The following is a 15,106-nucleotide window of genomic DNA, read 5'->3' as shown; positions in this document are numbered from 1 at the left end:
CGCAAGGCCAGTTCAGATTGATCACACCTTCCACAACGTGGGACATGTAGTCTCGCGCGGTGGATGTCGTACGCACTGACGTGCTCGACCGGTTGGAGCGGTTCTACGACGCGGTGCCCCGCGACGGGGCGCGTACCGAGGAATTCGGCGCACTGGTGCTCTTCGTCCGGGACGGCGCCGGGTGGCCGTTCTACGCCCGCCCGCGGCTCGACGCCACCGCACCGCCCTCGCTCGCCGACGTGACCGCCGTCCGGGCCCGGCAACGGGAGCTGGGCCTGCCGGAGGCGTTCGAGTGGGTGCACGAGATCACTCCGGACCTGCTCGCCGTCGCCCGCTCGGCGGGGCTGACCGTGCTGGAGGCACCGCTGATGGTGCTCGACCCGGCGCGCCTGCCCGACCCGGCCGCGCTCAGCGACGTACCGGTGCGGGTCCTCGACCCGGCGGACCCGGGCTTCGCGGCGGACGTGGCGGTGCGGCGGGCAGTCGCCGCGATCGGCTTCGCCAACGGCGGCACCGCCCGCGGCGACGCCGGCCCGGCCGAGCGGGACGCCGCGGTGTCCCGGCTGGACGTGGCCACGCTGGAGGAGGACGCCACCCGGATCGCCGACGGCCGGCGGATCTCGGTGCTCGCCGAGACCCCCGAGCAGGGGGCGCTGGCCAGCGGCATGGCCATGCGGGTCGGCGACGTGGCGGAGATCGCCGGGGTGGCGTCCCTGCCGGCGGCCCGCCGGCGCGGCCTCGGTGCGGCGGTGACCGCGACGCTCGCCCACGAGTTGCGCGCCGCCGGCACCGACCTGATCTTCCTTTCCGCCGGCAGCGAGGACATCGCCCGGGTCTACCTGCGGGTCGGCTTCCGCCGCATCGGCACCGCCTGCATCGCCGAGCCGGCCGCCCTCATCGGCTGACCCCGCCCGTCCTCCGGGCGGGTCAGGTCGGTGGGTGCCAGGCGGCGGCCGCGGAGGCGGCCGTGTTGCGCAGCCGGGGGCTGATCGTGCCGAGGGCCGCGTCGCGGGCGCGCAGCGCCAGGCGACCCCGGGTCTGCAGGACCGCCGACATCCGGCGGGTCTGCCGCACCATGGTCGCCGCGCGGGGCCGGCGCAGCCGGTCGTACGCGGCCACCGCGTCGGGCAGCCGCGACTCGCGCAGCAGCACGGAGAGGGTGGCCGCGTCCTCGAAGGCGAGGCAGGCGCCCTGCCCGAGGTGCGGGGGCATGGCGTGCGCGGCGTCGCCGAGCAGTACCACCCCGCCCGGCCCGGCCGGGAAGCCGTACGCCCTGGGCAGCGGCCGCAGCTCGCGGATCTCCTGCTGCACCAGGTCGGCCGGCCCGGTGGCGTCGAGCAGCTCGGCGATCGGCGCGGGCCAGCCCGCGTACCAGCGCTTGAGCAGGGCGAGCTGGGTCTCCGCGGGCTCCGGGCGGGGCGCGCCGGCGGCGGTGGCCACCCAGTAGATGCCGCCCCGGCGGGCGGCGCCCGCGGCGCCCCGGTCGCCGAGCGAGGCGGCCACGAAGCGGTAACCCGCGCCCAGCGTCTCCCCGGGCACCGGCTGGTCGTCGGGCAGCTTCGGGGCCCGGTACCAGGGGATCACCGCCCGCCACGCGGCGCAGCCGGAACTCACCACCGCCGACTCCGGGGCGAGTTGCCGGCGGATTTCGCTGTCGGTGCCGTCGGCGGCCACCACCAGGTCCGCGGTCACGGTCTGCCGGCCGTCGCCCACCGCCGGGCGCTCCCCGGAAACCGCCCGCACGGTCCGCACGGTCACCCCGGTCCGCAGCTCCACCTGGTCACCGAGGCCGGCGATGAGCGCGTCGTGCAGGTCCTCCCGGTGCACCACGACCGGCATCCGCTCGGCCGGGGTGGGGCGGGGCTGCACCAGCCACTGCCCGTCGGGGCGGCGTATCCCGCCGTCGGGCAGCGGGGTGGCGATGGCGTCCAGCCCGGCGCCGAGCCCGAGGGCGCGCAGCGCGCGTACCCCGTTGGGCCAGAGCACGACGGCGGTCGGCTCCGGGCGGACCCGGTCGGACCGTTCGAGGAGGGTGACCTGCCACCCGGAGCGGGCCAGCACGCCGGCCACCGCCAGCCCGCCGAGGCCGGCGCCGACCACCACCGCGGTACGCATGACGTCCCCGCTCAGCTGTCCCGGTCGGCGGGGCTGGCGGCGGTGGCGTCGGCCCGGTCCGCGGCGCCGCCGGCCGCCGGCCGCTCCCCGGCGGCGTCGGCGGACCCGGCTACGGTCGACTCGACGGTCTCGTCGGCCGCGTGCCCGGACTCCGTGCCGGCCGCCGGTTCCGCGGCCGGCTCCTCCTCCGGTACGACGCCGGTCTCCCGGTACTCGTGGAACTGCTCCTCGCTGACCACCCGGTAGCCCTCCGGGGCGACCGGCCGCGGCCCGGCCTCCCGCGCGGAGAGGTCGACCTGCGACACGTCGCCGCCCGCGGGCGGAACCGGGGCGGCGGGGACACCGACCGGGACCAGGTACTCGCGGGGCCCGCGGACGCGCACGAAGTAGACCAGCGCGCCGAGGAAGACCAGCGCCGCGGTCCAGACGTTGAGCCGCAGGCCGAGGATGTGGTTGGCCTCGTCGGTGCGCATCAGCTCGATCCAGAACCGGCCGGCCGTGTAGCCCATCACGTAGAGCGCGAAGGCCCGGCCCCGGCCGAACCGCAGCTTCCGGTCGAGGAGGAAGACCAGAGCGGCGACGCCGATGTTCCAGAGCGCCTCGTACAGGAAGGTCGGCTGGTAGAGCCCCGGCAGCAGGACCGGGTTGCCCGCGTCGTCGCGCAGCGCGTGCCCGGGGTGGTCCGGGTCCATCACGTGGACCTCCAGCCCCCAGGGCAGGCTGGTCCGGCCGCCGTAGAGCTCGTTGTTGAACCAGTTGCCGAGCCGGCCGACGGCCTGGGCCAGCGGCAGGCCCGGCGCCAACGCGTCGGCCACCACCGTCAACGGGATGCCGAGCTGCCGGGCCGCGATCCAGGCACCGAGCGCGCCGCCGGCGACGGCGCCCCAGATGCCGAGGCCGCCCTCCCAGATGGCGAACGCCTTGAGCGGCTCACCGCCGGCGCCGAAGTATTTCTCGGGCGAGGTGATCACGTGGTAGAGCCGGGCGCCGACGATGCCGGTGGGCACCGCCCAGACGGCGATGTCGAGCACGGCGCCGGGGGCGACGCCGCGCCGGCGCAGCCGGTACTCGGTCACCACGCAGGCCACCACGATGCCGACAATGATGCAGAGCGCGTAGGCCCGGACCGGAACGGGTCCGAGCTGCCAGACGGCGGTGCTGGGGCTGGGCAGGGCCGCCAGTGGGGTCATCGGGGCGAGGGTCACGGGTGAACACGGTACCGCTGCGGACCGCACTCCCGGCACCCCGGTTCGCCGGCTTGACGCCTCGGATGACTTATGCTTTGCCCGGCCGTAGGCTCTTTGTCCATGAGCTCGCTCACCTGGGCGGTCGCCGCGGTCGTCACCGACCAGGCCGGACAGGTGCTGCTCTGCCGCCGGTCCGGGCCCGGCCGGCGGTGGGCGCTGCCCGGTGGCCGGCCGCGCCGCGACGAGAGCCCGCTCACCGCCGCGGTACGCGAGATCCGCGCGGAGACCGGCTGGGCGGTCGACCTGGTCGACCTGGTGGGCCTCTACCGGCTCGGTGAGCCCGGCATGCCCCGGCCCCCGGCCGGCCGCTCCGGCGCCCTGCCGGACGTCCTGGTGCACGTGTTCCGCGCCCGGGTGCGGGGGGACGCCCCGGCCGCCACCCCGGTCGGCGGCTGTGACCTGCGCTGGTACCCGCCCGAGGGGCTTCCTGAGGCGCTGACCCCGACCACCCGGGCCGCCGTGGCCGACGCCCTGGCGGGCCGGTCGGGGGTGCTGCGGGAGCCGCGACCGGACCGGGTCCCGCCCGGGCCCCGAGGTGAACCGCGCAGCGCGCCGGTCGACGGCGAGAACGCCGTCCCGCGCTGACGGGCCCTGCACCCTCCACGGCGCGGCGCGGTGCCAGCCGGGACCTGCCATGGCCGCTCGTGTCGCATGACACAGTGTGACGATCCTGTCACCCGGACGGGGGATCCGTGGCGCCTTCGCTCTGCAGCCACCGCCGCAGCACCCCGGCGCCACTCGCCGGACCGGAGCCGGCCTGTCGGCCGGCGATTCCAGCCGGGCGACTCAGCGGACCGGGTTGCGGACGCCCTCGGCGAGTTCGGCGCTCAGCGCCCGCAGCGCGGCCAGCCCGGTGGCCTGGTCCGGGGCGTCGAGCAGGCAGCGGATCAGCGCGCTGCCGACGATGACGCCGTCGGCGTACCCGGCGACGGTGCCGGCCTGCGCCCCGGTCCCCACGCCCAGCCCGACACCGACCGGCAGATCGGTGACCTCGCGCAGCCGGGAGACCAGGATCGGCGCCGCCTCGGAGGTCTGCGACCGGGCACCGGTGACGCCCATCAGCGCGGTGGCGTAGACGAAGCCGCGGCAGTGCTCGGCGGTCATCCGCAACCGCGCGTCGGTGGACGACGGGGAGACCAGGAACGTCCGGTCCAGGCCGTACGCGTCGGAGGCGGCCAGCCACTCGCCGGCCTCCTCGGGGATGAGGTCCGGGGTGATCAGGCCGGTGCCGCCGGCGGCGGCCAGGTCCCGGGCGAACGCGTCGACACCGTACTGCTCGATCGGGTTCCAGTAGGTCATGATGACCACCTGCGCGCCGGTCGCCGCGACGGCCTCGACGATCCGCAGGGTGTCGGCGATCCGCACCCCGCCGGCGAGGGCCAGGTCGCTGGCCCGCTGAATGACCGGGCCGTCCATCACTGGGTCGGAGTACGGGATCTCCACCTCGATGACGTCAACACCCGCCTCGACCATGGTCTTCATCGCGGCGATGCTGCCGTCGACGGTCGGGAACCCGGCCGGCATGCAGCCGACCAGCACAGCCCGCCCGTCGGCGCGGGCCTTGTCGAAGGCGACCCCGATGCGGCTCACGCCACCGCCTCGCTTCGCTCCGCGGCGGCGCGAGCCGCCGCGCTGCTGAGCTGAATGGTTCGCTCGCTCCGCTCGCTCACGCTGTCTCCCTGTCAAGGATGCCGAAGTACTGGCCGGCGGTGTGCACGTCCTTGTCGCCCCGGCCGGAGAGGTTGACGATGATGACCGGCTCCCGGCCGAGCTCGGCGGCGAGCTGCGGGGCGATCTTCAGGGCGCCGGCCAGCGCGTGCGAGCTCTCGATCGCCGGGATGATCCCCTCGGTGCGGCAGAGCAGCTCGAACGCGGCCATCGCCTCGTCGTCGTCGACCGGCAGGTAGGTCGCCCGGCCCTGGTCGTGCAGCCAGGCGTGCTCCGGCCCGACGCCCGGGTAGTCCAGGCCGGCCGAGATCGAGTGCGACTCGATCGTCTGCCCGTCGGCGTCCTGCAGCACGTAGGTCCGGGTGCCGTGCAGCACCCCGGAGGAGCCGCCGGTGATGCTGGCCGCGTGCCGGCCGGTCGCCACGCCCGCGCCGCCGGCCTCGAAGCCGTACAACCGCACTCCGCTGTCGGGCACGAAGGCGTGGAAGATGCCGAGCGCGTTGGAGCCGCCGCCGACGCAGGCGGCGACCGCGTCCGGCAGCGCGCCGGTCAGGTCGAGGCACTGCTGGCGGGCCTCCTCGCCGATGCCGCGCACGAAGTCCCGGACCATCTCCGGGAACGGGTGCGGGCCGGCGGCGGTGCCGATCAGGTAGTGGGTGGTGTCGACGTTGGCGACCCAGTCCCGCATCGCCTCGTTCATCGCGTCCTTCAGCGTCCGCGAGCCGGTGGTGACCGGCACTACGGTGGCCCCGAGCATCCGCATCCGGGCCACGTTGAGCGCTTGGCGCTGGGTGTCGACCTCGCCCATGTAGACCACGCACTCCAGGTCGAACAGCGCGGCGGCAGTGGCGGTGGCCACGCCGTGCTGCCCGGCGCCGGTCTCGGCGATCACCCGGGCCTTGCCCATCCGCTTGGTGAGCAGCGCCTGGCCGAGCACGTTGCGCACCTTGTGCGCGCCCGTGTGGTTGAGGTCCTCCCGCTTGAGCAGGATCCGCGCCCCGGCCCGGGCGGAGAGCCGGGTGGCCGGGTAGAGCAGCGACGGGGTGCCGGCGTAGCCGCGCAGCAGGCCGTCGAACTCGGCCCGGAAGGTCTCGTCGGTCATCGCCTTCCGGTACGCCGCGTCCAGCTCGTCGAGCGCCGCGACCAGCGCCTCCGGGACGAACCGGCCGCCGAACCGGCCGAAGTGACCGGCGGCGTCGGGAACCTGGGCGGCCGGGGCTGCCGGGTCGGCGCTCATCGGCGTGTCCTCTCGCTGCGTGTCAGGTGCCGGGCGGATCAGCGCACCGGGCGGGGCGTGGCCGGGTGGTTGCCGGCGTTGACCAGCTCGGCCACCGCCTCGCGGGGGCTCTTCTGGGTGACCAGGCCCTCGCCGACCAGGACCGCGTCGGCGCCCGCCGAGGCGTACCGGATGAGGTCGTGCGGGCCGCGTACGCCGGACTCGGCGATCTTGACGACGCTGCTCGGCAGGCCGGGCGCGATCCGCTCGAAGACCGAACGGTCGACCTCCAGGGTACGCAGGTCACGGGCGTTGACCCCGATCACCTGCGCGCCGGCCTCCAGGGCCCGGTCGGCCTCCTCCTCGTTGTGCACCTCGACCAGCGCGCACATGCCGAGCGACTCGATCCGCTCGAGCAGCCCGACGAGGGCGTTCTGCTCCAGCGCGGCGACGATCAGCAGCACCAGGTCGGCGCCGTGCGCGCGTGCCTCGTGCACCTGGTAGCTGGAGACCACGAAGTCCTTGCGGAGCACCGGGATGTTCACCGCGGCCCGCACGGCGGCCAGGTCGTCCAGCGACCCGCCGAACCAGCGGCCCTCGGTGAGCACGCTGATCGCCCGGGCGCCGCCAGCCGCGTAGTCGCCAGCCAGGTCGGCGGGGTCGGCGATCTCCGCCAGCCGCCCCTTGGACGGCGAGGAGCGCTTCACCTCGGCGATGACGGCCACGCCGGGCCGACGCAGGGCCGCGTACGCGTCCAGCGGCGGCGGCGCGGCAGCGGCCAGCTCGCGGATCCGCTCCAGCGGAACCTGCTCCTGTCGCCGCGCCACGTCCTCGCGGACGCCGGCCAGGATCTCGTCGAGCACGTTTGCGGACGCCGCCGGACCGGCCTCGTCCCCCTCCGCGTGCGCATGCTCAGCAGTCACCAACGGACTCCCCTCTCCGGGTGTCATGGGCCGATGCTAGGGGGCGCCACCTGGCGACAAGTCCCGGGGGTATGGCGCTCCTCACGAAATGGGCTGTGGCATGATGGCCGACTTCCGGTGAACACGATGTCACGCAGCGCCACCCCGCGACGTTCCTCGATGCTGTGACCAAGCTCAAGGACGAACGACCCTGCGCTGGTCGCCCCGGCTCCCCGACAGTTGACCGGGGCGTCACGGCGGCGAAACGTGCGCCCGGCAGCATCGTCCTCGGGCAGACTCGATGAGGCGGCTGCCAATCGTCGCCAACGATCTCGTACGAGGTGACCATGAGCGCCAACGGGCCGAACCAGACCATCGGGTTCACCACCATCTCCCGGACCGTCGCCTCGCTCGCCGTCGGCGTGGTACACACCCTGGAACGCGCCGTGATCGGCGACGCCCGGATGCGGACCGCCCGGGGCAACGCCTGGGAGGCGGTCTGCGCCGACCGGGCCCGGGCCGCGCAGCGCCGGGACCTGGACCGCCTGGTGGCCGAACTGGCCGCCGCCCGCGCCGTGGCCACCGAGCGGCGCGGCGCGCGGGACGCCCAGCCGGTCAGCTGACCGTCGGGTCCTCGCCCCGGTCCAGCGCCTCCCACGCGTCCCGGGTGCCCCGCTCGACCGCCGGCCGGTCCGGGCCGGACGGGGCCGCCGAGCGGACCGGCCGCTCGTAGCGGGCACCCATCGCCGGCCAACCCGCGCCCCGCAGCGCGGTGAGCACGCCGCCGACGGCCGCGACCAGCCCGCCGACCAGCACCAGCGCCGGCCACTGCCGGCTCACCCCGGCGAGGGCGGTCAGGCCGTAGCCGCCGCCGGCCGCCACGGCCAGCCCGACCAGCGTCAGCAGGCCGCCCAGCAGCCGTCGGACCCGGCCCCGGGTGGCCAGCACCGCGCCGCCGCCGGCAAGCCCGACCAGGGCCAGCGCCGAGACCCACGGCAGCAGGTCCGTGCCGGTGCGGGTGTGCCGGGTGGGCGGCAGCGAACCCCGGGCGGTCAGCTCGACCGACCACGTCCGGGTCACCGCCCAGAGGGCCAGGCCGGCCCCGACCAGGCAGAGCAGCACCGCGTACGCCAGCTCGCGCCGGCCCCGGGCGGCGGGCGAACCGGTGGCGGGCGAGCCGGTGGTCGGTGCGGTCATCGGGCCGGCCGGAGGGTCTCGGCGGCGGCGATCGCGGCGAGCACCGCGGCGGCCTTGTTCCGGGTCTCCTGCTCCTCGGCGGCCGGATCGGAATCGGCCACCACCCCCGCGCCGGCCTGCACGTACGCCCGGCCCTCCCGGATCAGCGCGGTACGGATGGCGATGGCCATGTCCAGGTCGCCGCCGAAGCCGAAGTAGCCGACGGTGCCGCCGTACAGGGCCCGACGGACCGGCTCCAGCTCCTCGATGATCTCCATGGCCCGCACCTTCGGCGCCCCGGAGAGGGTGCCGGCGGGGAAGGTCGCGGCGAGCGCGTCGAAAGCGGTGCGATCCGCGCGCAGCTCGCCCACCACGGTGGAGACGATGTGCATGACGTGGCTGTACCGCTCGATGGTGGCGAACTCGGGCACCTCGACGGTGCCCGGGCGGCAGACCCGGCCCAGGTCGTTGCGGCCCAGGTCGACCAGCATGACGTGCTCGGAGCGCTCCTTCGGGTCGGCGAGCAGCTCGGCGGCGAGCCGGGCGTCCGCCTCGGGGGAACCGCCGCGCGGTCGGGTACCGGCGATCGGGTGCAGCAGCGCCCGCCGCCGCCCGTCCGCGCCGGTGCTCACCTTGAGGTGCGCCTCCGGCGAGGAGCCGACGATGTCGAAGCCGTCGAAGCGCAGCAGATACATGTACGGGCTGGGGTTGGTGGTGCGCAGCACCCGGTAGACGTCGAGCGGATCGGCGTGGGTCGGCCGCTCGAAGCGCTGGCTGAGCACGATCTGGAAGCACTCGCCGGCCCGGATCGCCTCCTGGGCCGCCGCCACCGCCTTCGGGTAGCCGCCGTCGGGCGTACGGCTGACCACGTCGCCGAGCGGGGGCCGGGCGACCGTCGAGATCATGGGCGGAATCGGTCGGGACAGCGCGCCGGTCATCGCGTCCAGCCGCCCCACCGCGTGGTGGTATGCGGCCGTGACCAGGGCCTCCCGGTCGGGCGCGTCGAGCGGGGGCAGGACCGCGTTGGCGACCAGGATCGCCGAGCCGTCGTAGTGGTCAAGCACCACCAGGTCGGTGGCGAGCATCAGGCCCAGCTCGGGCACGTCGAGGTCGTCCTCGGTCAGCTCCGGCAGCCGCTCGAAGCGGCGGACGAGGTCGTACCCGAGGTAGCCGACCATGCCGCCGGTGAGCGGCGGCATGCCGCTGGCCGGGTCCCAGGCGGGGCCGGCCAGGGCGGCCACGGTCTCGCGGAGCACCGCCACCGGGTCGCCGGAGGCCGGTACGCCGGCCGGCGGCGCGCCGGCCCAGACCGCCGCGCCGTCCCGCTCGGTCAGCGTGGCGCTGCTGCGGACGCCGATGAACGAGTAGCGGGACCAGGCCATCCCGGCCGAGCCGACGCCCTGCTCGGCCGACTCCAGCAGGAACGTGCCCGGGCCGCCGGCCAGCTTGCGGTAGACGCCCACCGGGGTCTCCGCGTCGGCGAGCAGTCGGCGGGTGACCGGCACGACCCGCCAGCGGGCCGCCAGGTCGGCGAAGGTGGCCGGGTCGGGGCTGACCGTGCCGTCCGTCATGAGGTCGCCTCCGGGGAGCTGACCGGCAGCTCGGTGAAGAAGCAGGTCCGCTGGCCGGTGTGACAGGCGACGCCGACCTGGTCGACGCTGACCAGCAGGGCGTCCCCGTCGCAGTCCAGCGCCACGGAGCGGACGTACTGGTGGTGGCCGGAGGTGGCGCCCTTGACCCAGTACTCCTGCCGGCTGCGCGACCAGTAGGTGGCCCGGCCGGTGGTCAGCGTGCGGTGCAGCGCCTCGTCGTCCATCCAGGCGACCATCAGCACCTCGCCCGAGTCGTACTGCCGGACCACCGCGGCCACCAGGCCGTCGGGGGTCCGGCGCAGCCGGGCGGCGATCGCCGGGTCGAGCCGGGACGGTCGGGCCGGGCCAGGGGCCGCGGCGCCGCCGGAGCTGGCGGGGGCGCCGGTCACCGGCGCGTCAGAGGCGGGCACAGTGAGCCATTCTCCCGCACGCGGCGCCGGCACCGTCGACGTGTCCCGGGAGGCGGGCGCGGGACCGTCGAGCGCGCCGGTCAGTTGCCCCAGATAACGGTCCAGCCGGCCGTCCAGCAGGGCCTCCGCCAGGTCCGCGCCGGCCGTCACGGCGATCTCCTCGGCGTGCGGGCGGATCAGCGGGACGATGCCGCTGACCAACCGGCCGGCGGCGGCGCTGAGCTCGCCGACGGCGCCCGGGCGCAGCCCCAGGCAGAGCAGCATGTCGTCGCGGTAGCCGGGCGGGGCGACCGGCAGGTCCAGCGCGGCGGCGAGCGCGTCCCGGCGGGAGACCACCCGGACCGACGGGTTGACCAGCCGCAGCACGGACGGGCAGAGCCGGGCCAGGTCGGCGGCGGCGAGCCGGACGCCCAACGGGTCGTCGGCCCGCCGGGCGGCGGCGACCTTGCCGAGGGTGGCGATCAACTCCTCCAGCCGCGGCTCCTCGGCGGGCTGGCAGAGCACCGGCAGATCGATCCGGCGGCGCCACTCCGGCACCGCCCAGATCAGCCGGGCCGGCGCGGTGACCGGCAGCCCGAACGCCCAGTCCGCCGGCTGGCCGAGCCGGCGGACCCAGGACCGGACGTCCCGGGCGGCCACCGAGACGTGCACGAGGCGACCGCCGAACTCGGCCAGATACGCCTGGTGTGCCGCGTACGGGACGAGGGCGGGGTCCGCCGTGGGCTGCTCCGGGTCGTCGCCGGAGTACTCCTCGTCGGCCACGACCAGCACGTCCACGTCCACGTCGCTGTGCTCGGTGGCGGCCAGGCGGGCGTGACTGCCGCGCAGCATGATGCCGACGACCGGTCGGTCGGCGGCCTGCCGAAGGCGGACGGCCCAGTCGTCGAGGAATCCGGACTCGGGCAGCGGAGCGGGTCCCACGGCGACATGGTGCCGGACGTCCGATCTTCGGCGCAATGACCGCTGGCTGACCGGATGTCCGATGCGATAGCTATCGACCGATGAATCTCATTGCTGCCTCGGGGTACCTTTCTCCGGCGGCCGCGCCGGGGGGCACCGCCTCGTCGAGTCGGGCCAACTGCTCCGGGCTGAGCCGGAGGTCAGCCGCCGCCGCGTTCTCCTCGAGGTAGCGGACCCGCTTGGTGCCGGGGATGGTCAGGATGTCGTCACCCTGGGCGAGCAGCCAGGCCAGCGCCACCTGGGCCGGCGTCGCGTCGACCTCGTCGGCGACCGCCCGCACCTGGTCGACCAGCTTGAGGTTGGCGTCCAGGTTGCCCTCGGCGAACCGGGGCGCCCCGGCCCGCCAGTCGTTGCCGGTGAGCTGCTCCCGGCTGGTGATCGTGCCGGTGAGCAGCCCCCGCCCGACCGGCGAGTACGCCACCAGGGACACGCCCAGTTCCCGGCAGGTGGCCCGCATCTCCCCCTCGACGTCCCGGCTGAACAGGGAGTACTCCATCTGCACGGCGGCGATCGGGTGCACCGCGTGGGCGGCGCGCAGGGTGGCCGGGCTGACCTCGGACAGGCCGATCAGCCGCACCTTGCCGGCCCGGACGAGGTCCGCCATCGCGCCGACGGTCTCCTCGATCGGCGTCGCCGGGTCGCGCCGGTGCAGGTAGTACAGGTCGATGGTGTCCACCCCGAGCCGGCCCAGCGAGGCGTCGCATGCCTGCTTCGCCCAGGCCGCCCTGCTGTCCACGTACGCGCCGGGCGTGCCGGTGCCGCCGAAGCTGTCGCCGGTGGTGCGGTTGCCGAACTTGGTGGCCAGGAACACCTCGTCCCGGCGGGCCCGCACCACCGGGGCGAGCAGCCGCTCGTTCGCCCCGAAGCCGTACATGTCGGCGGTGTCCAGGTGGTTGACGCCCAGGTCGAGGGCTCGGTGCAGAGTACGCGTCGACTCGGCGTCGTCGGCGCCCCCGTACGCGAAGCTCATGCCCATGCAGCCCAGGCCGATCGCCGAGACCTCGGGTCCGCTCGCGCCCATTCGTCGTCGGCTCATGCCAGTTCCTCCTCCGCCCGGCGATACGCGTCGATCTTGTAGTCGAGCACCCTGAGGTCCTCCTCCAGCTCGGCCATCCGGGCCAGCACCCGGGCGCGGTGCGCCTCGAACAGCGCCCGCCGGGCGCCGAGCGTCCGATCGCCCTGCCGGGCCAGCTCGGCGTAGCGGCGCATGTCCCGCACCGGCATCCCGGTCCGCCGCAGCCGGGTGAGCAGGAGCAGCCAGTTGACGTCGGACTCGGTGTAGCGCCGACGGCCCGCGGAGTCCCGCCCGACCGGGGCGACCAGGCCCTCCTGCTCGTACCAGCGCAGCGTGTAGGTGGTCAGGCCGACCCGCTCCGCCGCCTCACCCACGGTGAGGCTCATCTCCCGCGTGCTGATGTCCACGCACCCCAGGCTTCCAGTTCGAGCGCACTCGAAGTCAACCGTTGCGCCGGGCGGCATAACTCAACTAGCGTTGAGTTCAACACCTGATGAGTTTTGGAGGCGGGCATGGACGACGCGGTCGTGGTCCGTGACCTGGTGGTCGACCGGGGCCGGCGGCGGGTGCTCCAGGGCATCTCCTGCGCGGTGCCGCGCGGCGCGGTCACCGGACTGCTCGGGCCCAGCGGCAGCGGCAAGACCACCCTGATGCGCGCGATCGTCGGGGTGCAGACCGTCAACTCGGGCGCGGTCACCGTGCTCGGCCGACCGGCCGGCACGGCGGAGCTGCGCCACCGGGTCGGCTACCTCACCCAGGCGCCCAGCGTCTACGCCGACCTGACCGTCCGGGAGAACGCGCGCTACTTCGCGGCGCTGCAGGGGCGCGGCCGGGCCGAGGCGGACGGCGCGGTGGCCGACGTGGGCCTGGCCGAGGCCGCCGACCAGCTGGTCGGCACGCTCTCCGGCGGCCAGCGCAGCCGCGCCTCGCTGGCCTGCGCCCTGGTCGGTGCGCCGGAGCTGGTCATCCTCGACGAGCCCACCGTCGGCCAGGACCCGGTGCTCCGGGCCGACCTGTGGGCCCGGTTCCACGCCATGGCCGCCACCGGGACCACGTTGCTGGTGTCCAGCCACGTGATGGACGAGGCGGCCCGCTGCGACCGGCTGCTGCTGATCCGGGACGGTCAGCTGATCGCCGACGACACCCCGGACGCGGTCCGCGCCGCCACCGGTGTGCAGGACCTGGAGGAGGCGTTCCTCCGGCTGATCAGATCTCGCGAGGAGGACCGGTGAGGGCGCGGAGGGAACCGGGGCGGCGAGCCCCGCAGTCGCGAACGAGGGAGGCCCGGTCGTGAACCCCCGCATCCTGGCCGCCACCATCGGGCGCATCCTGCGTCAGCTGCGGCACGACCGGCGCACCGTCGCGCTGCTCGTGGTGGTGCCGGCCGTGCTGCTCACCCTGGTCTACTTCATGTACGTCGACCAGCCCCACCCGCCGGGGCAGCCCACGGTCTTCGACCGGGTGGCGCTGATCATGCTGGGCTTCTTCCCGTTCATCATCATGTTCCTGGTGACCAGCATCGCCATGCTGCGGGAGCGCACCACCGGCACCCTGGAGCGGCTGCTCACCACCCCGCTGGGCAAGCTCGACCTGCTCTTCGGCTACGGCATCGCGTTCGGCCTGGCCGGCGTGGTGCAGGCCACCATCGCCTCGGCCGTGGCGTACTGGGTGTTCGGGCTGAGCACCGCCGGCAGCAGCGCACTCGTGATCATGATCGCCGCGATCAACGCGGTGCTCGCGGTCGCGCTCGGGCTGCTCTGTTCCGCCTTCGCCCGGACCGAGTTCCAGGCCGTGCAGTTCATGCCGGTGGTGGTGGCCCCGCAGCTGCTGCTCTGCGGGCTCTTCGTGCCCCGGGGACAGATGGCCGGCTGGCTGCAGGCGATCAGCGACGCGCTGCCCCTGTCGTACGCCGTCGAGGCGTTGCAGGAGGTGGGCGCGCACGCCGAGCCGACCACGACGATGTGGCGGGACGTGGCGATCGTCGCGGGGGCGGCGCTGCTGGCGCTGGTGCTCGCCGCGGCGACGCTGCGCCGGCGCAGCGGCTGACGCCGTTCGTGGCCCGGTCCCGGCCGGGACCGGGCCACGAACGGGGATGACGGAACGAGCGAAGGGCGGCAATGGCACGGCGTACCGGACGGCGACCGGGCAACCCGGGCACGCGGGAGGCGATCCTCGACGCGGCCCGGACCGCGTTCGCCGAGCGCGGCTTCGACGGCGCGTCCATCCGGGCCATCGCCGCCGCCGCTCAGGTGGACCCGGCCCTGGTGCACCACTACTTCGGCACCAAGGAGGAGCTGTTCCGGGCCACCGTGGCCATCCCGGTCGACCCGGCTGACCTGCTCCCGGCCGTGCTGGCCGGCGGCCCGGACGGCGTGGGCGAGCGGCTGGTCCGCACCTTCCTGGCGGTCTGGGACTCCCCGGTCGGCGGGGCGGCGGTGGCCCTGCTCCGCTCGGCGGTCGGCAACGAGTGGACCGCGCGGCTGCTGCGCGAGTTCCTGGTCACCCAGGTGCTGCGCCGGGTGCTCGACCAGCTCGACGTCGACCCGGCCGAGCTGCCGCTGCGCGGCGGGCTGGTCGGCACCCAGATGATCGGCCTGGCCATGATGCGATACGTCATCCGGCTCGAACCGGTCGCCTCCGCCACCCCGGAGGCCCTGGTCGCCACGATCGGCCCCACCGTCCAGCGCTACCTCACCGGCCCGCTGCCCACCCCAGCCACGGAAAGTTGATCAAGAAGTTCGCGTCTCCGGACGGCGTGACCCGGACGCGAAATCCTTGATCCACACGGGGCAGGGCGGGCAGCGG

General features: G+C 75.0%; 16 protein-coding genes and 1 pseudogene. 6 read left to right on the top strand and 11 right to left on the bottom strand.

Translation table 11 applies throughout. The features are described from left to right. The first annotated feature begins 59 nt into the window (after positions 1 to 59). A complete protein-coding gene (locus ACGF4F_RS31850) occupies positions 60 to 905 on the top strand; it encodes a GNAT family N-acetyltransferase (protein ID WP_393083253.1) in 846 nt (281 codons plus the stop codon). Between the two features lie 22 nt (positions 906 to 927). Here ACGF4F_RS31850 and ACGF4F_RS31845 read toward each other — a convergent pair whose 3' ends face one another. Next, the gene (locus ACGF4F_RS31845; RefSeq protein ID WP_357435257.1) at positions 928 to 2,115 is read right to left on the bottom strand and encodes an NAD(P)/FAD-dependent oxidoreductase; all 1,188 of its coding nucleotides are present in this window, start codon (positions 2,113 to 2,115) and stop codon (positions 928 to 930) included. Positions 2,116 to 2,126: 11 nt separating this feature from the next. Then, positions 2,127 to 3,320, bottom strand: a complete 1,194-nt coding sequence (gene lgt, locus ACGF4F_RS31840; protein ID WP_393083250.1) for a prolipoprotein diacylglyceryl transferase — start codon at positions 3,318 to 3,320, stop codon at positions 2,127 to 2,129. Positions 3,321 to 3,422: 102 nt separating this feature from the next. Between lgt and ACGF4F_RS31835 the strand changes: the two genes are divergently transcribed. Then, the gene (locus tag ACGF4F_RS31835; RefSeq protein ID WP_393083247.1) at positions 3,423 to 3,947 is read left to right on the top strand and encodes an NUDIX hydrolase; all 525 of its coding nucleotides are present in this window, start codon (positions 3,423 to 3,425) and stop codon (positions 3,945 to 3,947) included. 201 nt (positions 3,948 to 4,148) lie between these two features. Here ACGF4F_RS31835 and trpA read toward each other — a convergent pair whose 3' ends face one another. The 3 genes from trpA to trpC form a co-directional block, all read right to left on the bottom strand. Further along, positions 4,149 to 4,952 (bottom strand): tryptophan synthase subunit alpha, encoded by an 804-nt coding sequence (gene trpA, locus ACGF4F_RS31830; RefSeq protein WP_387271982.1) that lies wholly within the window; start codon positions 4,950 to 4,952, stop codon positions 4,149 to 4,151. Between the two features lie 76 nt (positions 4,953 to 5,028). Beyond that, a complete protein-coding gene (gene trpB / locus ACGF4F_RS31825; RefSeq protein ID WP_357435251.1) occupies positions 5,029 to 6,267 on the bottom strand; it encodes a tryptophan synthase subunit beta in 1,239 nt (412 codons plus the stop codon). Positions 6,268 to 6,305: 38 nt separating this feature from the next. Beyond that, positions 6,306 to 7,109 carry an indole-3-glycerol phosphate synthase TrpC gene (gene trpC / locus ACGF4F_RS31820; protein WP_357435327.1) on the bottom strand — a complete coding sequence of 268 codons (804 nt, stop codon included), beginning with the start codon at positions 7,107 to 7,109 and terminating at the stop codon, positions 6,306 to 6,308. Between the two features lie 386 nt (positions 7,110 to 7,495). Here trpC and ACGF4F_RS31815 point away from each other — a divergent pair, with 386 nt between their 5' ends. Further along, the gene (locus tag ACGF4F_RS31815) at positions 7,496 to 7,771 is read left to right on the top strand and encodes a hypothetical protein (protein ID WP_357435249.1); all 276 of its coding nucleotides are present in this window, start codon (positions 7,496 to 7,498) and stop codon (positions 7,769 to 7,771) included. On the opposite strand, the gene ACGF4F_RS31810 is transcribed toward ACGF4F_RS31815, so the two are convergent. The 6 genes and pseudogenes from ACGF4F_RS31810 to ACGF4F_RS31785 all read right to left on the bottom strand — a co-directional run bounded on the left by ACGF4F_RS31810 (position 7,764) and on the right by ACGF4F_RS31785 (position 12,708). Next, positions 7,764 to 8,345 (bottom strand): Trp biosynthesis-associated membrane protein, encoded by a 582-nt coding sequence (locus ACGF4F_RS31810; RefSeq protein ID WP_357435247.1) that lies wholly within the window; start codon positions 8,343 to 8,345, stop codon positions 7,764 to 7,766. The two genes, ACGF4F_RS31815 and ACGF4F_RS31810, sit on opposite strands and share 8 nt — an antisense overlap. After that, positions 8,342 to 9,895, bottom strand: coding sequence for an anthranilate synthase component I (locus ACGF4F_RS31805; protein ID WP_357435246.1), 1,554 nt, complete (start codon positions 9,893 to 9,895; stop codon positions 8,342 to 8,344). The genes ACGF4F_RS31810 and ACGF4F_RS31805 overlap by 4 nt, the downstream gene beginning before the upstream one ends. Then, positions 9,892 to 10,326 (bottom strand): phosphoribosyl-AMP cyclohydrolase, encoded by a 435-nt coding sequence (gene hisI / locus ACGF4F_RS31800; RefSeq protein WP_073833941.1) that lies wholly within the window; start codon positions 10,324 to 10,326, stop codon positions 9,892 to 9,894. The genes ACGF4F_RS31805 and hisI overlap by 4 nt, the downstream gene beginning before the upstream one ends. Positions 10,327 to 10,506: 180 nt before the next feature. Further along, a pseudogene (locus tag ACGF4F_RS31795) lies at positions 10,507 to 11,157 on the bottom strand (phosphoribosyl-AMP cyclohydrolase); the annotation flags it as partial. Positions 11,158 to 11,317: 160 nt separating this feature from the next. Further along, entirely contained in the window at positions 11,318 to 12,322 is a 1,005-nt protein-coding gene (locus ACGF4F_RS31790; RefSeq protein WP_393083241.1) for an aldo/keto reductase, read from the bottom strand. Continuing rightward, entirely contained in the window at positions 12,319 to 12,708 is a 390-nt protein-coding gene (locus tag ACGF4F_RS31785) for a MerR family transcriptional regulator (RefSeq protein WP_357435242.1), read from the bottom strand. Before ACGF4F_RS31785 ends, ACGF4F_RS31790 begins: the two co-directional genes overlap by 4 nt. A gap of 105 nt (positions 12,709 to 12,813) precedes the next feature. Between ACGF4F_RS31785 and ACGF4F_RS31780 the strand changes: the two genes are divergently transcribed. From ACGF4F_RS31780 to ACGF4F_RS31770, 3 genes are all read left to right on the top strand, one after another. Beyond that, entirely contained in the window at positions 12,814 to 13,533 is a 720-nt protein-coding gene (locus ACGF4F_RS31780; protein ID WP_393083238.1) for an ABC transporter ATP-binding protein, read from the top strand. 58 nt (positions 13,534 to 13,591) lie between these two features. Further along, entirely contained in the window at positions 13,592 to 14,347 is a 756-nt protein-coding gene (locus ACGF4F_RS31775) for an ABC transporter permease (RefSeq protein ID WP_393083235.1), read from the top strand. A 71-nt stretch (positions 14,348 to 14,418) separates the two neighbouring features. Further along, complete coding sequence (locus ACGF4F_RS31770; protein ID WP_393083232.1) at positions 14,419 to 15,030, top strand: TetR family transcriptional regulator; 612 nt, start codon at positions 14,419 to 14,421, stop codon at positions 15,028 to 15,030. The last annotated feature ends 76 nt before the right edge of the window (positions 15,031 to 15,106 follow it).

The sequence above is a fragment of the Micromonospora sp. NPDC047740 genome, from assembly GCF_043204735.1.
Lineage (GTDB): Bacteria > Actinomycetota > Actinomycetes > Mycobacteriales > Micromonosporaceae > Micromonospora.
This window is presented reverse-complemented; position numbering and strand designations above follow the sequence as displayed.